The organism is Lentzea sp. NPDC058450 (assembly GCF_042721395.1).
Classification (GTDB): Bacteria; Actinomycetota; Actinomycetes; order Mycobacteriales; family Pseudonocardiaceae; genus Lentzea.
This window is the reverse complement of record NZ_JBHXLO010000034.1, coordinates 85235-102725: the sequence shown is the minus strand read 5'-3', so window position 1 is coordinate 102725 and position 17491 is coordinate 85235. Positions and strand designations below refer to the sequence as shown.

Sequence of the window (17491 nt, the reverse complement as noted above, 5' to 3'; positions counted from 1 at the left end):
CCTCACGCTGCCCAACCGACAACGAACTACCCGAATACACAACACTCCCCGGACGAAGGAACTGGAACCCAGTCCAACTTCCGGGGAGCAGTTCACATGGAAGACCCCCTGAGCCCGAACGCTACTCAGGGGGTCCGACAAGATCAGAACAGCTGCGTCACCGGTCCGGCGACGTCACCGGCGCATGAACGGCGGCACGTCCACCTCGTCGTCCGGGTCGTCCGTGACCGGCACCGGCCGGGACGGCAGCGACCCGTTGGGCGACAGCGACCGGGGCACCGACGGCACGTACCCGTTCCCCTGGGCCGGCGACGGCTGAGGCGGCACGGTGGTCGGCGGCTGCTGCACCGGGGCGGGCTGCACGGGCTGCTGCACCGGCGGCGCCTGGACCACCGGAGGCGGCGGAGGCGGCGCGGTGACCGGCTGCTGGACGTGCGCGACCGGCGCCGCCGTGGCGGAGGCGATCGGCCCGGAAGCGGTCCGGGGCGGCGAGGACAGCGCCGTCGGTTCCAGCTTCTTGTGCGTAGGCCCGCCGCCGTCGAACCCGGCGGCGATGACGGTCACGCGGACCTCGTCGCCGAGGGAGTCGTCGATGACCGTACCGAAGATGATGTTCGCGTCCGGGTGCGCGGCCTCCTGGACCAGCGACGCCGACTCGTTGATCTCGAAGAGTCCGAGGTCGGAGCCACCGGCGATGGAGAGCAGGACGCCGTGGGCGCCTTCCATCGACGCTTCCAGCAGCGGCGAGTTGATGGCCTTCTGGGCGGCTTGGACCGCCCGGCCCTCGCCTCTGGCCGAGCCGATGCCCATCAAGGCAGAACCCGCGCCGGACATGACCGACTTGACGTCGGCGAAGTCCAGGTTGATCAGACCGGGGGTCGTGATCAGGTCGGTGATGCCCTGGACACCGGAGAGGAGCACCTCGTCCGCCGAGCGGAAGGCGTCCATCAGGCTCACGCCGATGTCGCCGAGCTGCAGCAGCCGGTCGTTCGGGATGACGATGAGCGTGTCGCACTCGTTGCGCAGCGCCTGGATGCCGTCCTCGGCCTGCTTGGCGCGGCGCTTGCCCTCGAAGGAGAACGGGCGCGTCACCACACCGATGGTCAGCGCGCCGAGCTTGCGGGCGATCGAGGCCACGACGGGTGCGCCGCCGGTGCCCGTGCCGCCGCCTTCGCCGGCGGTCACGAAGACCATGTCGGCCCCCTTGAGGACCTCCTCGATCTCTTCGCGGTGGTCTTCGGCGGCCTTGTGACCGACCTCGGGGTTCGCTCCGGCGCCGAGGCCGCGGGTGAGCTCACGGCCGATGTCGAGCTTGACGTCGGCATCAGACATCAGCAAGGCCTGCGCGTCGGTGTTCACCGCGATGAACTCGACGCCCTTGAGCCCGACCTCGATCATGCGGTTGACGGCGTTGACGCCGCCACCACCGATGCCGACGACCTTGATCACCGCGAGGTAGTTGTGCGGGGGCGTCATCGGATCCGCCTTCCTGATCGTGGTCCGTGCTGTGGTGCTGGGTGGGGATGCACCCGGATTGAAACTCTCAACCTCTCGTCGAGGTCCAGAGTTATGTCAACCCCATATGTTCCTGCTGGACGGTAAGCACCGGCGGTGCGTCGGTCCAGCAGCCACGCCGTAGGGTCCCAACACTGTGCGCTACTACTCCCCGGTCGTGCCGTCAAGTAGTGCGCACGGCCCTGAGGACGACGCCCCACAAGCCTAGTCGGACCTCGAATCGGAGATCGTCTCGCCCGCCCTAACCGCGATTTTCTGTCAGGGGTCCCCGCTAGCGTCGAGGCATGGGGATGAAATTGCTGGGCATCGCGCTGAGCGCGATCGCCCTGGGGGCGGTGATGGTCGCACCCGCGGGTGCGGCGGAGGACGGCAACGAACTCGTCGAGATCAGGAGCGTCCTGCTCGGCGAGTGCCTGCAGGCGGCGGAGGAGCCGCACCGGGCCACGATGCTGCCGTGCACCGGCGGCAAGGAGCAGTACTGGGAGGTCGTGCCGGTCGGCGAGGGCAGGAACCTGCTCCGCAGCGTCGCGAACCACCGGCAGTGCCTGAGTGAGCGGTACAACTTCTACTACTGCGAGGACGAGGCGCCGCACGGTTTCGCCTCGATGGTGCCGGAGCCTTCCGGTGCCGTGCGCATCAGGTTCGGCGACTCCGACGCCTTCATGAAGGTGTCGAGCCGGACGGACGGCACCCAGGGCGTGCTGATCGTCCCCTGGGGCGAGCGCGACGAGCAGCAGTGGGAGGTGCGCACCGTCGGGACGACGGGGCCGTCTCCCGACACCACGGGCCAGGTGGTGCGGATCCGCTCGGCCGAGACCGAGAGGTACGGCTGCGCCGGCCTGTCCGGCACCAGGCTGCTGCCGGTGCCGTGCGCGGACGTGCCGGAGCAGAGGTTCCAGCGGATCGAGGTGGGTCCGGGCGTGACGGCGTTGCGCAGCGTCGCCAACGGCAAGTGCCTCTCGCTCTGGGGCGCGGGGGCCGTCGAGCCCGAGGTGACGCAGGACTGCGTGCCCGCCGACGCCCGGCAGCAGTGGTCGATCGAGCCCACGAAGCTCGGCTCGGCGCGCCTGCGGAACGCCACGGGCGAGAAGTTCCTGACGCCGGGCACCGGCTGGGTGTTCATGACCGAGCACTACAGCAACACCTGGCAGCAGTGGGACCTGGTGCCGGCCTAGCGGTATGACCGGGGGCGTGGCCGGGTTCGCCCGGCCACGTTCCGAACCGCCGGCCGCCGCGCGTCACCGGCCCGCCCGAACGTCAGCAAGACCGCACCGCAGCAATCCGCCGCGCCGCCAGCCACCCGAGACCAGCACCAGCCACAACCCGACGCCCGACGTGACGCCCGCACCGCAACCCGAGTCACCGTCCAGCAAGCCCGAACGTCAGCGAGACCGCACCGCAGCGATCCGCCGGGCCGCCAGCCGGCCGGAGATCAGCACCGGCGGCACCCCGACTCCCGGCGTGGTGCCCGCGCCCGCGAGCGCCACGTTCTCGGCTCCCCGCACGACGTTGCGCGGCCGGAACGGACCGGTCTGCGCGAAGGTGTGCGCCAGCCCGAACGGCGTGCCCGCCGCGTTGCCCCAGTCGGCCGGCGTCACGAGCACCTCGTCGCGCACCGCCGCGCCGAAGCCGTCCAGTCCGCGCGCCTCCAGCGTGCGGACCAGCTCGTCGCGGTAGCGGGGGCCCACGCGCTGCCAGTCGACTGGACCCACCCGCAGGTTGGGCGTCGGCGCGAGCACGTAGTGCAGGCCGTCCTGGGCGTGCGTCACGAGCAGCGACGGGTCGGACATCAACCGTCCCTTGTGGACGATCTCGTCGAACGTCCCCCGCCACGCCCGCCCGAACAGGATGTTGTGGTGACCGAGGTCCCACGTGCGGTCCGTCGCGGCGTGCAGCACGACGGCGGACGGCGACCAACGCCGAGGCAGCAGACGTCGTGGTGCCTTGCCCAGCAACCGATAGGCGTCCGGCAACTCACACGCCAAAACAACGGCGTCACACGCGATGCGCTCTCCACCGGCGTGCACGGCCACCACACGCGCGCCACTCCACTCCAGCCGTGTGACCGTTGCGTCGTAACGGAACTCCGCACCGTGCTTCACCGCAGCAGCAGCCAACGCTTCAGGAACCGCGTGCATCCCGCCGCGTGGGTAGTACACGCCGGCGATGGTGTCCATGTACGCGATGACCGCGTACGCCGCGAGGGCCTGCTGCGGCGGCACACCGGCGTACAAGGCCTGGAACGAAAAGAGCCGGATCAGCCGTTCGTCCCGCAGGAAACGCCGCAGCTGCGACTCCAGCCGCCCGAACCCGCCCAGCGCGCAGAGTCGCGCCAGCTCCGGCCGCACCAGGTCGAACGGCGAGTCGAAGTTGGCGCCGATGAAGTGCTCGCGCTGCACCGAGTACAGCCCCCCGAGCCACCGCCGCAGCTCCCGGTACCCGGCCGCTTCCCTTGCCCCGCAGACGGTGCGGACCTCGTCCTCCATCGCCGCGGCGTCGGTGTGCACCGAGATCCGCGACCCGTCGGCGAACCGCGCGCGGTAGGCGGGAGCCACGGGGTCGAGCGTCAGCCAGTCCGCAAGCCGTTCCCCCACAGCGTCGAACGCCTCTTCGAGGTACTCCGGCATCGTCAGCACGGTGGGGCCGTTGTCCGCGACGAACCCGCCGACCCGCACGGTCCCGGCCCGCCCGCCAGGGGCGTCACCCTTTTCGACCACCGTGACCCGCCTGCCGGACCCCTGCAGGTGCAACGCGGCTGACAGTCCGGCAAGACCGGCGCCCACAACGACGACGTGGTCCGGCATTGAGTACTTCCTTCGGGTGACAACGATCAATCTGGCTAATACGGCGAGTGGCACTCCGATGAGCACGGTAGTCGTTCATCACCAGGAGGCACGTCTTGGCACCCGCACCCGCGTCCGTGCGTTCGCTCGTCATCGAGGCGATCGTGTTGGAACTCGTCACGAGCAGGCTCGGCAGCCTCGTCGTACGAGCGGCGATGGCGCGCCTGAAGCAGAACGGCTAGCGGCGACCCGAGGAGATTCCCGTGTGCTCCCAACCGATCCACCGGCCCTCGCACCGGCGCCCGCGCCGCTGGCCGACGCCGTCCCGCCCACCGGCACCCCGCCGGTAGCCGCACCGACCGAAGGACCTCCGTGGAACCCATTCCACCGACAGTGGTGAACATCGGGCCCGAGCCGACGCCGAGACGCCGGCCACCGTGGCTCGCGATCGGCTTCGCGCTGGTCGCGCTCACGGCGGGCGGACTCGGCTTCGGGCTCGGCAGAGCCACCGGTCCCGACCTGCTGCGCACGGCCGACACGAACCCGCCTGCGTCGTCGACGACCTCAGGGCCCGCGTCGTTCACGATCGTCGGGTCGATGACTGTGAACGGCAACTGCGGTTCCGGCGGCTACAGCGACATCAGGCTCGGTGGCCAGGTCGAGATCGTCAACCAGGACAACGAGGTCCTCGCCGTCGGAGTGCTCATGACCGGCGTGGGTTCGTGCAAGTTCACCTTCTCCGTGAGCGGCGTCCCCGAAGGAGAGCGGCTCTACGGCACGAAGATCGGCAACGCCAACCGCGGTGTCATCTGGAAGTCGCAGCAGGAAGCCGAAAGCCAGGGCTTCCACCTGACGCTCGGCTAGGAGCCAGGAGCTAGGACACCGTGGCCAGGTCCGGCGACGACACGTCGAACACCAGGCCCTGGCGCGTCAGCAGCACGAGCAGCACGGCCGCCTTGCGCGGCGTGTTCTCGGCACTGCCCCACTTCACCACGCGGTCGCCGGTCAGCGTCAGCTTCACGTCGGCACCGGTCGTCGCCGCCACCGACACCACGTCGGGCCGCAGCTTCTCCGGCAGCTCGTTCATCACGCCGACGACGGCGCGGGTGGCGGGATCCGACGACGACGGCAGGGTGAGCACCAGTTCGGGCACGCCCGGCGCGGCGGCGGGCAGGACCGCGTAGTCCTTGCCGGTGGAGTCGACGAGGTGGAAGCCGTCGGGCAGCTTCACCGAGCCGACCGGGATGCGTTCGGTGATCAGCAGGCGCACGGTGCCGGGGAGCTGGCGTTCCACCTCCACGGCGGCGACGCGCGGGATGCCGGCCACGCGGTCGTGGATCTCCTGGAGGTCCAGGCGGATCAGGGGTGAGCCCGGCTCGATGTCGGCGACGGCGCGGACCTCGTCCTCGGTGAGGGCCGCGTTGCCGCGGACGTCCACCTGCGTCACGCCGAGCAGGGGCGTGAAGAAGACGCAGTAGGCCAGGGCCACCACGGACAGCACTGTCAGGAGCGCGACCAGGCGGCGGCGCAGGATGGTCCTGCGCCGCGCCCGGTACTCGGCGCTCTTCGGTCTCCGGTTCGCGGGGCGAACTCGCGTGGACCTGCCGCGAACCGGTGCGCTCATGACAGCGCGCTGACGATCTCGGGACCGAGCATCGTCACGTCGCCCGCGCCCATGGTCACCACGAGGTCGCCGTCGCGGACCAGCGACGCCACCAGGGCGGGCACGCGGTCGAACGACGGCTCGTAGTGCACCGAGGCCGTGACCTGGTCGGCGATCAACGCGCCGGTCACACCCGGTTCCGGTTCCTCGCGCGCGCCGTAGACGTCCAGCACGACGACCTCGTCCGCCAGCGACAGCGCGGCGGCGAACTCGGTGGAGAACGTGCGGGTGCGGGAGTAGAGGTGCGGCTGGAAGACCACGACCACGCGGCCCGCGCCGGCCACCGGACGAGCGGCGCGCAACTGGGCGTCGACCTCCGTCGGGTGGTGCGCGTAGTCGTCGTAGACCGACACCCCGCCGCCACGGCCCTTGAACTCGAACCGCCGGCGCACGCCACCGAACGCGGCGAGCCCCTCCAGCAGCCCGGTCTGGTCGGCACCGATCTCCAGGCCGGCCAGCAGAGCGGCGATCGCGTTCAACGCCATGTGCTCGCCAGGAACGGCGACGCGGACCTCGACCGGCACACCGTCGATCTCGACCGACGCGAGGCCGCCCGACTCGAACGGCTTGTAGTCGACGAGCTTCGCGTCGGCACCGGCCCGGCCGTACTCGCGCACGCGGATGCCGCGCGCACGGGCCTCGGCGATCAGGCGAGCAGCACCCGGATCGTCCACACAGGACACCAGCACGCCACCCGGAACGATCCGCTCCAGGAACGAGTCGAACACGGCCGTGTAGGCCTCGACGGTGCCGTGGTGGTCGAGGTGGTCGGCTTCCACGTTCGTCACGACGGCGACGGACGGCGAGAAGAACAGGAACGAGCCGTCCGACTCGTCGGCCTCGGCCACGAACACGCCGCCGGTGCCCTGGTGGGCGTTGGCGCCGGACTCGTTCAGGTCACCACCGATGGCGAACGACGGGTCGACGCGGCAGTGCTGCAACGCGACCGTCAACATCGAGGTGGACGACGTCTTGCCGTGCGTGCCGGCGACGCACACGACGCGATGGTCTTCCATCAGCGCGGCCAGAGCCTCGGCACGGCGCAGCACGGTGATGCCACGCTCGCGGGCGGCCGCGTACTCCGGGTTCGTGTCCTTGATCGCGGTCGACACCACGACCTCGGTCGGGCCGCCGACGAGCTGGTCCAGGTTCGCGGCGTCGTGGCCGACGGCGATCCGCGCGCCCTGGGCCCGCAGCGCCAGCACGGTCCGCGAGTCCTTGGCGTCGGAACCGGACACCTGCACGCCGCGCGCCAGCAGGATGCGGGCAATGCCGCTCATGCCGGCACCACCGATGCCGACGAGGTGAACGCGTTCGAGACTCACTTCTTGATCACATCCAGAACGGTGCGGGCCAGGATCTCGTCCGCCTCACGCCGGCCGGTGCCGAGCGTCGCGCGGGACATGTGCGCGAGCCGCTCGCGGTCCGCCATCAGCGGCACGACCAGCGACGCGACCTTCTGCGGCGTCAGCTCCTCGTCGGGCACGAGGATGCCGCCGCCCGCCGAGACGACCGGGCCGGCGTTGAGCGCCTGCTCGCCGTTGCCGATGGGCAGCGGCACGAAGACGGCCGGCAGACCGACGGCCGACACCTCGGCGACGGTCATCGCGCCCGAACGGCACAGCACGGCGTCCGCAGCGGCGTACGCGAGGTCCATGCGCTCCAGGTACGGCACGGGCACGTACGGCGGGCGGCCCGGAACCTGTTGCACGGCAACGGTGTTCTTCGGACCGTACGCGTGCAGCACGCCGACGCCCGCGCGGGCGAACTCGGCGGCGACCGGCGCGACGGCCTCGTTGATCGACCGCGCGCCCTGCGAACCGCCGAACACCAGCAGCGTCGGGGCGTGCGGGTCGAGGCCGAAGAACTGCCGGGCCTCGGCCCGCAGCGCGGCGCGGTTCAGGGACGTGATCGACTGGCGCAGCGGGATGCCGATGATCTGCGCGTCGGTCAGGCCGGAGTCCGGCACGGCCGCGGCGACGTGCTCGGCGAACTTGGCGCCGACCTTGTTCGCGAGACCAGCCTTGGCGTTCGCCTCGTGCACGACGATCGGCACGCGGCCGCGCGCGGCCAGGTACGCGGGCAGCGCCACGTAGCCGCCGAAGCCGACGACGACGTCCGCGCCGACGCGCTCCAGCACCTCACGCGTCTGCTTCACGGCGCCGCGCACGTTCAGCGGCAGCTTCAGCAGGTCGAGGGTGGGCTTGCGCGGCATCGGCACCGGCGGGATCAGCTCCAGCGGGTACCCGCGGGCGGGCACGATCTGGTTCTCCAGGCCGCGCGCGGTGCCGAGCGCGACGACGCGTGCGTCCGGTCGCAGCCGCATGACCGCGTCGGCCAGCGCCAGTGCCGGCTCGATGTGACCCGCGGTGCCACCACCTGCGACCACGACGCACGGACCACTGGGGGCAGGGTGCCCGGTCAAGACTTCTCCCGAATGTGAGTTGATCGATCAGTTGTGTCGCCCGCGACCGCGGGTCGACCGGCCTTGCTCTGAACGGCCCTGTGTCCGCCGCGATTCGCGGCGACGGTACTCCGAAGGCGGAGCGGAGCGTCCAGCCATACGACGTTCGTCGACCACCGGGAGTTGCGCGGTGCGCCTGCCCGGTGCGCGCGGAGGGGTGGAAGGACGGGACGGCTTGCGCTTGGCCGGCGGCCGGTACGCCTCGGGCGCGGGCAGCTTGAGCAGGCCGCCCACCCGGCCGGGGCCGAGCGAGCGCAGCGCCGCGACGGCGTCCGGCTCGTGCCGCGCGCAGTTCGCGAGGATGCCGAACACGACCATGGTCGTGACGACCGAGGTGCCGCCGGAGGAGATCAACGGCAGCGTGAGACCGGTGACGGGGAGCAGCCGCACGACGTAGCCGATGTTGATCGCGGCCTGCGCGACCAGCCACACCGTCAGCGTCGCGGAGACGATCCGGATCCACGGGTCGGTGTTGCGCGACGCCACCCGCAGCCCGACCCAGGCCAGACCGCCGAACAGCGCCAGGACCAGCGCGCACCCGACGAACCCGAGCTCCTCGCCGATGACCGCGAAGATGAAGTCCGACTCGACGTTGGGCAGGTAGCGCCACTGCGAACTGCCCTGGGCGAGCCCCTTGCCGAACAACCCGCCCTCGGCCAGGGCGTACATCGCCTGCCGGGCCTGCAGTCCGGCGCCCTGCGGGTCCGCGTCGGGGTTGAGGAACGTCGTCACGCGCTGCAGCCGGTACGCGGCACCGATCGCGAGGACGACGGCACCCGCCACCGCGCCGCCGGCGATCACGCCGAACAACCGCATCGGCGCGCCGACGAACCACAGCAGGCTGACCAGCACGACGCCGAGCGTGATCGTGCCGCCGAGGTCGGGCTGGAGCATGACCAGCGCGAACACCAGCATCGCGACCGGCACGACCGGCACCAGCAGGTGGCGGTACTGCGACAGCAACGCCCGCTTGGTCACCAGGACGTGCGCGCCCCACAACGCCAGCGCGAGCTTCACGGCCTCGATCGGCTGGAACGACACGGGCCCGAGCGTGAACCACGACCGCGCGCCACCGCGCACGTCCCCGAGCGGGGTCAGGACCAGCGCGAGCAACACCACGCCGATGCCCATCGCGGCCGTCGAGAAGTGCCGGAGCTTGCGCAACGGGAACCGCAGCATCACCCAGAACAGCACCGCGCCGATGCAGACGTAGATCAGCTGCTTCTGGAACACGCTGTACGCGGACACGCCCGAGGCGACCTGTCCCGGCGCCGACGCCGACAGCACCATCACCAGGCCGAGCACGGTGAGCATGCCGAAGATCGCCAGCAGCAGGTGGAAGTCGGCGAGCGGACGGCTCAGCCACGACGTCAGGCCGCCGCGCAAGGAGGCGACGCGGCCCGCGGGACGAACCTTCCGCTTGCTCTTCGGCTTGTCGGCGACGACGGTCACCAGATCATCGTCTCCTGTGTCAAGCGCTCGAACGGGGATTCCTGGGGCGTGTCGCCCCTTTAGCACCCTACCGACCGCCCGTGAGGGCCCTCACGGCGTCCGTGAACGCCTGCCCGCGGTGCGCGTAGTCGGTGAACATGTCCATCGACGCCGCCGCCGGAGCCAGCAAGACCGTGTCACCGGACTGCGCGAACTCCTGCGCGGACCGCACGGCCGCGAGCATCGGGTCCTCGTCATCGGCCACGTCCAGCACCCGCACCGGAACGTCCGGCGCGTGCTTCGCGAGAGCCTCCGCGATCACCGCGCGGTCCTGGCCGATCAGCACCGCGGCTCGCAGCCGGTGGGCCTCGGTCCGGACCATGTCCTCGACCGACGCGCCCTTCAACAGGCCGCCGGCGATCCAGACCACGCTGTCGAACGCCCGCAGCGACGCCACCGCGGCGTGCGGGTTCGTCGCCTTCGAGTCGTTGACGTACTTCACGTCCGCCGCGTCGACAGTCACGAGCACCGCCCGGTGCGCGGCCGGTTCGAACGCCTCCAGGCCTTCCCGCACCGCCTCGGACGGAACGCCGTACGCGCGCGCCAGTGCCGTGGCGGCCAGGGCGTCCGCGATCCCGGGAGGACCGGCCGGACGGATCTTCGCGACCTCGACCAGCGGCTCGTCGTCGGCGAACGCGCGGTCGACCAGCCAGCCGTCCCGCACGCCGAGCTGACCGGCCGCGGGCTCCTCCAGCGTGAACCCGACGCGGTCGCGGGCGGGCGCGGCTTCGAGGAGGTCGACCACGCGGTCGTCCTCCAGCCAGCCGATCGCCACGTCACCGGTGAGGACCCCGGCCTTGGCCTGCGCGTAGGCGTCCATGCCGCCGTGCCAGTCCAAGTGGTCCTCGGCGAGGTTGAGCAACGCTCCCGCCTGCGGGCGCACCGACGGCGCCCAGTGCAGCTGGAAGCTCGACAGCTCGACGGCGAGCACGCGACGGCCCGCCAGCAGCGCGTCGACGACCGGGAGGCCGACGTTTCCGCAGGCCACGGCATCGGCACCGGCGGCGTGCAGGATCGACTCCAGCATGCCGACGGTCGTCGTCTTGCCGTTGGTGCCGGTGACCGCGAGCCACACCGGCGGGTCGGCCAGTTCGGTGCCCATCCGCCACGCCAGCTCGACGTCGCCGATGACCTCGATCCCGGCGGAGGCGGCGGCCGCGAGCAACGGGCTGGACGGCTGCCAGCCGGGGCTCGTGACCACGAGAGAGGTGCCGGCCGGGGGTTCCGCCAGGCCGGGCACCAGCTCCACGCCTTCGAGCAGGGTTTCCAACGCCGCGAGGCGTTCTGCCGAAGAGTCCGTCACCACGACCTCGGCGCCCGCCGCGAGCAACGCCTCCGCGGCGGACCGGCCGGTCACTCCAGCACCGGCGACCAGCACCTTCGAACCAGCCAGTTTGGTCATAGCCCTAGAAACCGCCCGTCAGCCACTCGCTGTAGAACACGCCGAGCCCGAACATGCAGCAGATGCCGGCCATCAACCAGAACCGGATGATGACCGTGGTCTCCGCCCACCCGGCGAGCTCGAAGTGGTGGTGGAACGGGGCCATGCGGAACAAGCGCCGTCGTGAGGTGCGGAACACCGCAACCTGCAACGCCACCGACAGGGCCTCGACCACGAACAGACCACCGATGACGATCATCAGCAGCTCGGTGCGGGTGGCGATCGCGAGACCGGCGACGAGACCGCCGAGCGCGAGCGACCCGGTGTCACCCATGAAGATCTTGGCCGGAGCGGCGTTCCACCAGAGGAAGCCGATGCAGCCCGCCATCGCGGCCGCGGCGATCACGGCGAGGTCCAGCGGGTCGCGGACGTCGTAACAGCCGGCCACGGCGTAGCTGGAGCAGTTGTAGCGGAACTGCCAGAACGAGATGACGACGTACGTGCCGAACACCATCGCCGACGAACCGCCGGCGAGGCCGTCGAGACCGTCGGTCAGGTTCACCGCGTTCGACCACGCGGCGACCATGCCGTAGCAGAAGACGATGAACCCGATGACGCCGAACGACACCACGGGGATGTCGCGCACGAACGACAGGTTGACCGACGCGGGCGTCAGGCCTTCCTTGTTCGGGAACTGGAGCACCAGGACCGCGAACGTGATGGTCGCGATGAACTGGCCGACCAGCTTCGCCGTCTTGTTCAGGCCGAGGTTGCGGGCCTTGCGGATCTTGATGAAGTCGTCGAGGAAGCCGACGAGGCCCAGCGACGTCGTCAGCATCAGCACGAGCAGGCCGGACGCCGTCGGGGTCTGCCCGGACGCCGAGGCCGACATCGAGTTCACGAGGTGCGTGCCGAGGTAGCCGGCCCACATCGCGACCAGGATGGCGAGGCCACCCATGGTCGGCGTGCCGCGCTTGGTCTTGTGGTGCTGCGGACCGTCCTCGCGGATCTCCTGGCCGAAGCCCTGCCGGGAGAAGACCTTGATCAGGTAAGGCGTCAGCAGGATGGACACCGCGAGTGCGATCGCGGCCGCGATCAGAATGCTCTTCACTTGGTTCCTGCCTCCAGCAGGGCCTCGGCGATGCGCCACAGGCGGTAGGCGTTGGATGCCTTGACCAGCACTACGTCACCGGGCCGGACTTCCCCCGAGAGCAACGCGAGCGCCGCGTCCGCGTCCGGCACCAGGACGGATTCGTCTCCCCAAGATCCTTCCAGGTGCGCGCCCTGGTGCATCGCGCGGGCCGGGTCACCGACCACGACCAGCTTGCTGATGTCCAGGCGCACCACCAGGCGGCCGATCTCGTCGTGCTCGCGCACCGCGTCGTCGCCCAGTTCCGCCATCGGGCCGAGGACGGCCCAGCTGCGGCGGGCGGGCGTCGTCGCGCGCGCGATCGAGGCGAGCGACTTCAACGCCGCGCGCACCGAGTCGGGGTTCGCGTTGTAGGCGTCGTCGATCACCGTCACGCCGTCCGCGCGGTCGGTGATGACCATGCGATGTGCGGAGACCCGTTCCGCGGCGCCCAGTCGCCGCGCCACCTCTTCGGGCGTGGCGCCCAGTTCGAGTGCGATCGCGGCGGCGACCAGGGCGTTGCCGACCTGGTGCGCGCCGTTCAGACCGAGCTTGACGCGGGCCTCGCCCTGCGCGGTCTTCAGCGTGAAGCTCGCGCGGGCCTGCTCGTCCAGCTCGACGTCCACGGCGCGCACGTCCGCGTTCGGGCTCTCCCCGACCAGGACGACCTTGGCCTTCGTGCGGCTCGCCATGCCCGCGACCAGCTGGTCGTCGGCGTTCAGGATGGCGACGCCGTCCTCCGGCAGCGACTCGACGAGCTCGCCCTTGCCCTGCGCGATGCCCTCGCGCGAGCCGAACTCGCTGAGGTGCGCGGTGCCGACGTTGAGCACGGCGCCGAACTTCGGTGGCGCGACCTCGCACAGGTTCGCGATGTGGCCGACCCCGCGCGCGGACAGCTCCAGCACGAGGAACTTGGTGTCCTCGGTGGCCCTCAGCGCCGTCCACGGGTGGCCGAGCTCGTTGTTGAACGAACCGGGCGGGGCGATCGTCTCGCCGACCGGGCTCAGCACCTGGGCGATGAGGTCCTTGGTGGACGTCTTGCCCGCCGAGCCGGTGATGCCGACGATCGTGAGGTCCTTCAGGCGGTCGGTGACGTGGCGAGCCAGCTTGGCGAGCGCCTCCAGCACCGCCGCGCCCTCACCGGTCTTGTCGCCCGCGAGCACGTAGGCGTTGGTGTGCTTGGCCTGCACCGGCGGCGCGATCACCGACGGCGCGTCGACCTCGCGGCCCGCCAGCACCCCGGCGGCGCCCGCGGCCACGGCCTGGGCGGCGAAGTCGTGGCCGTCCACGCGTTCCCCGGGCAGAGCCAGGAAGAGGCCCCCCTCGGCGACCTCGCGGGTGTCGAACTCGATGGTGCCGGTGACCACCGGACTGCCATCGGTCGCGTGCAACCGTCCGCCGACGATCTCCGCGATCTCGGCGAGCGTGAGTGCGATCAACGGTGCGCCTCTCTGATCGCGGCGGTCAGCGTCTCGACGTCCGAGAACGGATGGATCACGCCGGCGATCTCTTGTCCCGTCTCGTGTCCCTTGCCCGCCACGACGACGACGTCACCCGGATGTGCGAGCTCGACGGCCTTCTCGATCGCGAGCCTCCGGTCGCCGATCTCCAGGACCTCGCCCCGGTTCGCGGTGGCGAGCGCCCCTTCGAGCATGGCGGCCCGAATAGAGGACGCGTCTTCGCTCCTGGGGTTGTCATCGGTGATGATCAACACCTCGGCCCGTTCCGCGGCGGCCTCGCCCATCAGCGGGCGCTTGGCGCGGTCCCGGTCGCCACCGCAGCCGAGCACGATGATCACCCGGCCGTCGGTCTTGGCCCTGACCGCGTCCAGCGCGAGCGCGACGGCGGCGGGCTTGTGCGAGTAGTCGACGACGGCGGTGAAGTCCTGGCCCTCGTCGACGCGCTGCATGCGGCCGGGGACCTGCACGTTCTTCAGACCCTCGGCGATCGCCTCGCCGCTGATCCCCTCGAGGTGCAGGCAGGCGATCGCCAGCAGGGCGTTCGTGATGTTGAAGCTGCCCGCGAGCGGCAGGTGGATGCGGAGGTCGCCGTCCGGGCCGTGCGCGGTGAAGGTCTGCTCCCCGGTCGCGCTGACCTCGACGTCGCTCGCGGTCCAGTCGGCCTCGGTGGTCCTGGCGACGGTGACGGTGCCGGGCTGCACGAGCCGCGGGCCCCACTCGCCGTCGACGCAGACGACCTCCTTGCGCGCGCGGCCGTCGAACAGCTGCGCCTTGACCTGGAAGTACTCCTCCATGTCGGCGTGGAAGTCGAGGTGGTCCTGGCTGAGGTTCGTGAACGCGCCGATCTCGAACTCGGTGGCGGCGACGCGGCCCATGTGCAGCGCGTGGCTCGACACCTCCATCGCCACGTCGGTGACGCCGCGCTCGGCCATCACCGCGAACAACGCCTGCAGGTCCGGCGCCTCGGGCGTGGTGTGCGAGCTGCCGAGCTGCTCGGTGCCGATCCGGGTGCCGACCGTGCCGATCAGGCCGGTGTGCTTCCCGGCGGCGCGCAGCACCGACTCGATCATGTACGTGGTGGTGGTCTTGCCGGACGTGCCGGTGACCCCCCACAGCTTGATCTTCTGCGACGGCTGCCCGTAGACGTGCGCGGCGAGCAGACCCACGACCTCGCGCGGACGCGGGTGGATCAGCACGGGCACGTCCTTGAGGGCGTCGCGCGCGGCGCCGGCCTCGTCGGTCAGGACGGCGACGGCGCCGTTCTCGATCGCCGTGGCGGCGAAGTCGGCACCGTGGACGTGCGCGCCCGGCAGCGCGGCGTAGAGGTCTCCGGCGACCACGTGCTGAGCACGCAGAGTTACCCCTGTCACCTGGACGTCGGCATGCGCCGGCCTGGTCAGGTGCACGTCGGCGACCGCGGCGAGAGCAGCCACGGAAGCAGGGCGGATGGCAGTGGGGCGGGGCGGGGCGGTCGCGACCTTGCCCTCGAGCTTGGCAGGCACGGGCGAGAGGCTACCGGCCTGCGCGGAGTGGGTGAGCGGCGCGTTGGCGTTCGGGTGATGATCAGCGGCTCTGCGCCGTTCGGGTGGCCTCGTCCGCTGGTCTGCGTGAGCGAGCCCGTCCGGCGGAACAAGTTCCTGCCCGCCTTGGGACTTCCGGCCCTGTGGGCACTGGTGCGGCTGCGGTGAGGTAGAGCGCGGCAGGAGGCGGCGATGAGAACACGCACGGCGGTGGAACCCAGGAGATTCTCCTTCTGGGCACCGGATTTCAGCAGGTCCGTGACGGTCGGGGTGGACACGTCCGAATTCGCGTATCACGCGTTCGAGTGGGCCGCGCGGCACGCGTGGTCGCTCCGGACGGACCTCCAGGTGTACCTGGCGGACCCCGGTGACACGACGGTCCAGAAGGTCCTGGAACGGCTGCCGATGCTCACCGCCCACTTCCGCCCCAGTGGCGACGACCCGGTGGCCGCACTGGTGGGGGCGTCGGACTCGAGCGCGACCTTGGTCCTGGGGTGCAAGGGAGAACAGCACCGCGGCCTGGGTCTGGGGTCCCTCGTCCTCCCGGTGTTGCGCCGCGCGCGGTGCGGCGTCGTGGTGGTGCGCGGACGACCTGAGGCGATCCGCGGCGAACACGGCTGGGTCACCGCTGCCGTCGGCGGGTGCGAGGACCCGGTCGTGCTGCGGCGCGCGGTCGAGCTCTGCCGCACCCGCCGAGCGCGGCTGCGGTTGCTGCACATCCACCTGCCCGCGCAGCACGACCCGTCGGCGCCGCGGGACGAGGCCGCGCTGCGCCGGGCCGTGTTGTTCCTGCGGACCACGGCTCCCGAGCTGACGCCCGAGGTGCGGGTGGAGGCACGGCACCCGCACGAGTCCATGGCGTCGCTGGACTCCGACCTCGTCGTGGTGGGTCGCGGCGGGCAGCACGACGGGGTCGGGCTGGTCACGCGGGCCGCGCTGCACCACGCGTCGTGCCCGGTGCTGGTGGCGCGCGCGGAGCCCGCGAAGGACTAGCAGGTCTTGCGCAGGACCGTTCCGGTCGTGCCGGGCAGCGCCACGAAGTTCACCGGCGCGTTGTGCTCGTTGAACTGCGTCGAGGCGAGGCGGACGGTGAGCGGTGCGCTGCCGGTCCGGTTGGCGTTGACGATCACCGTGCCGCACTCGAAGTCGCGCTGGTGCACGTTCTTCGCGATCTCGAAGTGCTCGCCGAGCGGGGCGCCGAGGTCCCAGTCGTACTCGGTGCGCCACAGCGACGGGTTGTCGTAGCGGTCGGTCTCCTCGATCTCGGAGATCGCCGCGTTCTCGCCCGCGGCCAGCAGGTAGCTCGCGAACGCGTAGCGGAACGGCTGCTCGGCGCCGCTGTGGTGCGGCTGCACCCAGGTGATCTTGCCCTTGGCCTCGTTGGCGGTGATCTGCTCGATCTGCCGGCTCCAGCCCTGCGCGTACTCGCTGAGCAGGTCGGAGTCGCCGAAGGTCAGCCACCACTCGTCGAAGCCGCCGTCGAGGTGCTCGACATAGCTGTCCCACGCGCCGTCGTGCAGGCGGGCGTTCGACATGTTCGCGACGGTCTTGAGACCCGCGTCCACGAACTTCTGCCGGGTGCCGGCGAGCATCGAGCGGTAGGCGTCCTGCATCGAGGAGTCGGTCGGGTACTTCGCCGGGCACACGCCGTCGTGGTAGGTGTCGCAGGCGAACAGGGCGTTGTCCATGAAGACGCCGTCGAACGCGCCGGCCGACGACTTCACGACGTTGTCGGCCCACGCGTTCTGGTACTCGGCGTTGCCGACGTCCATCTGCCAGTGGCCCTCGTAGCCGTCGTACTCGAACCGGTCGCCGGAGGCGTCGGTCAGGAACCACGACGGGTCGGCCGCGCAGTAGCCGACGCCGGCGGGGAGGTCGGCGTCGTCCACACCGTTCTCGCAGGCGTAGCTGCGCGTGGAAGAAAGATCTTTGTAGACGAAGGTCTGGATCTTTGTATTAGCCGCTTTGAACTTCGCGGCAAGATCCTTTTCCCAGGCGTTCAGAACGACGTAAGAACGCCGTTGCGCCTCTTCGTAGATCATTTTCTCACTGGTCGGAGTGCTGTTCATGTGGAGCCAGAAGGAA

The 17491-nt window shown here is 70.8% G+C and carries 16 protein-coding genes; 5 read left to right on the top strand and 11 right to left on the bottom strand.

Annotated elements, in window-relative coordinates; all coding sequences use genetic code 11:
• Nucleotides 1-174 precede the first annotated feature (174 nt).
• Nucleotides 175-1476: a cell division protein FtsZ gene (ftsZ, locus tag ACFWNN_RS37365; protein ID WP_382444677.1), complete on the bottom strand. Its 1302-nt coding sequence runs from the start codon at nucleotides 1474-1476 to the stop codon at nucleotides 175-177.
• Between the two features lie 323 nt (nucleotides 1477-1799).
• On the opposite strand from ftsZ, the gene ACFWNN_RS37360 reads away from it, so the two are divergent.
• Entirely contained in the window at nucleotides 1800-2690 is an 891-nt protein-coding gene (locus ACFWNN_RS37360; protein ID WP_382444676.1) for an RICIN domain-containing protein, read from the top strand.
• Between the two features lie 207 nt (nucleotides 2691-2897).
• Here the strand turns inward: ACFWNN_RS37360 and crtI are convergent, their stop codons facing one another.
• Nucleotides 2898-4319 carry a phytoene desaturase family protein gene (gene crtI, locus ACFWNN_RS37355; protein ID WP_382444675.1) on the bottom strand — a complete coding sequence of 474 codons (1422 nt, stop codon included), beginning with the start codon at nucleotides 4317-4319 and terminating at the stop codon, nucleotides 2898-2900.
• Nucleotides 4320-4414: 95 nt separating this feature from the next.
• On the opposite strand from crtI, the gene ACFWNN_RS37350 reads away from it, so the two are divergent.
• Both ACFWNN_RS37350 and ACFWNN_RS37345 read left to right on the top strand, forming a co-directional pair.
• Entirely contained in the window at nucleotides 4415-4540 is a 126-nt protein-coding gene (locus tag ACFWNN_RS37350) for a hypothetical protein (protein WP_382444674.1), read from the top strand.
• Nucleotides 4541-4670: 130 nt separating this feature from the next.
• Nucleotides 4671-5162 carry a hypothetical protein gene (locus ACFWNN_RS37345; protein WP_382444673.1) on the top strand — a complete coding sequence of 164 codons (492 nt, stop codon included), beginning with the start codon at nucleotides 4671-4673 and terminating at the stop codon, nucleotides 5160-5162.
• 10 nt (nucleotides 5163-5172) lie between these two features.
• Here the strand turns inward: ACFWNN_RS37345 and ACFWNN_RS37340 are convergent, their stop codons facing one another.
• The 8 genes from ACFWNN_RS37340 to ACFWNN_RS37305 form a co-directional block, all read right to left on the bottom strand.
• Nucleotides 5173-5922: a cell division protein FtsQ/DivIB gene (locus ACFWNN_RS37340; protein ID WP_382444672.1), complete on the bottom strand. Its 750-nt coding sequence runs from the start codon at nucleotides 5920-5922 to the stop codon at nucleotides 5173-5175.
• On the bottom strand, nucleotides 5919-7241 hold the full coding sequence (gene murC, locus ACFWNN_RS37335) for a UDP-N-acetylmuramate--L-alanine ligase (RefSeq protein ID WP_382444671.1): 1323 nt from the start codon (nucleotides 7239-7241) through the stop codon (nucleotides 5919-5921). Before murC ends, ACFWNN_RS37340 begins: the two co-directional genes overlap by 4 nt.
• A gap of 41 nt (nucleotides 7242-7282) precedes the next feature.
• Nucleotides 7283-8350 carry an undecaprenyldiphospho-muramoylpentapeptide beta-N-acetylglucosaminyltransferase gene (gene murG, locus ACFWNN_RS37330; protein WP_382444670.1) on the bottom strand — a complete coding sequence of 356 codons (1068 nt, stop codon included), beginning with the start codon at nucleotides 8348-8350 and terminating at the stop codon, nucleotides 7283-7285.
• Between the two features lie 63 nt (nucleotides 8351-8413).
• Nucleotides 8414-9877, bottom strand: a complete 1464-nt coding sequence (ftsW, locus tag ACFWNN_RS37325; protein ID WP_382444669.1) for a putative lipid II flippase FtsW — start codon at nucleotides 9875-9877, stop codon at nucleotides 8414-8416.
• A 67-nt stretch (nucleotides 9878-9944) separates the two neighbouring features.
• Nucleotides 9945-11318, bottom strand: coding sequence for a UDP-N-acetylmuramoyl-L-alanine--D-glutamate ligase (gene murD / locus ACFWNN_RS37320; RefSeq protein WP_382444668.1), 1374 nt, complete (start codon nucleotides 11316-11318; stop codon nucleotides 9945-9947).
• Nucleotides 11319-11322: 4 nt separating this feature from the next.
• The gene (gene mraY / locus ACFWNN_RS37315; RefSeq protein WP_382444667.1) at nucleotides 11323-12408 is read right to left on the bottom strand and encodes a phospho-N-acetylmuramoyl-pentapeptide-transferase; all 1086 of its coding nucleotides are present in this window, start codon (nucleotides 12406-12408) and stop codon (nucleotides 11323-11325) included.
• A complete protein-coding gene (gene murF / locus ACFWNN_RS37310) occupies nucleotides 12405-13865 on the bottom strand; it encodes a UDP-N-acetylmuramoyl-tripeptide--D-alanyl-D-alanine ligase (protein WP_382444666.1) in 1461 nt (486 codons plus the stop codon). Before murF ends, mraY begins: the two co-directional genes overlap by 4 nt.
• The gene (locus tag ACFWNN_RS37305; protein WP_382444665.1) at nucleotides 13862-15388 is read right to left on the bottom strand and encodes a UDP-N-acetylmuramoyl-L-alanyl-D-glutamate--2,6-diaminopimelate ligase; all 1527 of its coding nucleotides are present in this window, start codon (nucleotides 15386-15388) and stop codon (nucleotides 13862-13864) included. Before ACFWNN_RS37305 ends, murF begins: the two co-directional genes overlap by 4 nt.
• Nucleotides 15389-15445: 57 nt before the next feature.
• Here ACFWNN_RS37305 and ACFWNN_RS37300 point away from each other — a divergent pair, with 57 nt between their 5' ends.
• Both ACFWNN_RS37300 and ACFWNN_RS37295 read left to right on the top strand, forming a co-directional pair.
• On the top strand, nucleotides 15446-15574 hold the full coding sequence (locus ACFWNN_RS37300) for a hypothetical protein (RefSeq protein ID WP_382444664.1): 129 nt from the start codon (nucleotides 15446-15448) through the stop codon (nucleotides 15572-15574).
• Between the two features lie 24 nt (nucleotides 15575-15598).
• On the top strand, nucleotides 15599-16399 hold the full coding sequence (locus ACFWNN_RS37295; protein WP_382444663.1) for a universal stress protein: 801 nt from the start codon (nucleotides 15599-15601) through the stop codon (nucleotides 16397-16399).
• On the opposite strand, the gene ACFWNN_RS37290 is transcribed toward ACFWNN_RS37295, so the two are convergent.
• Nucleotides 16396-17448: a putative glycoside hydrolase gene (locus ACFWNN_RS37290; protein ID WP_382444662.1), complete on the bottom strand. Its 1053-nt coding sequence runs from the start codon at nucleotides 17446-17448 to the stop codon at nucleotides 16396-16398. The genes ACFWNN_RS37295 and ACFWNN_RS37290 overlap by 4 nt on opposite strands.
• Nucleotides 17449-17491 lie beyond the last annotated feature (43 nt).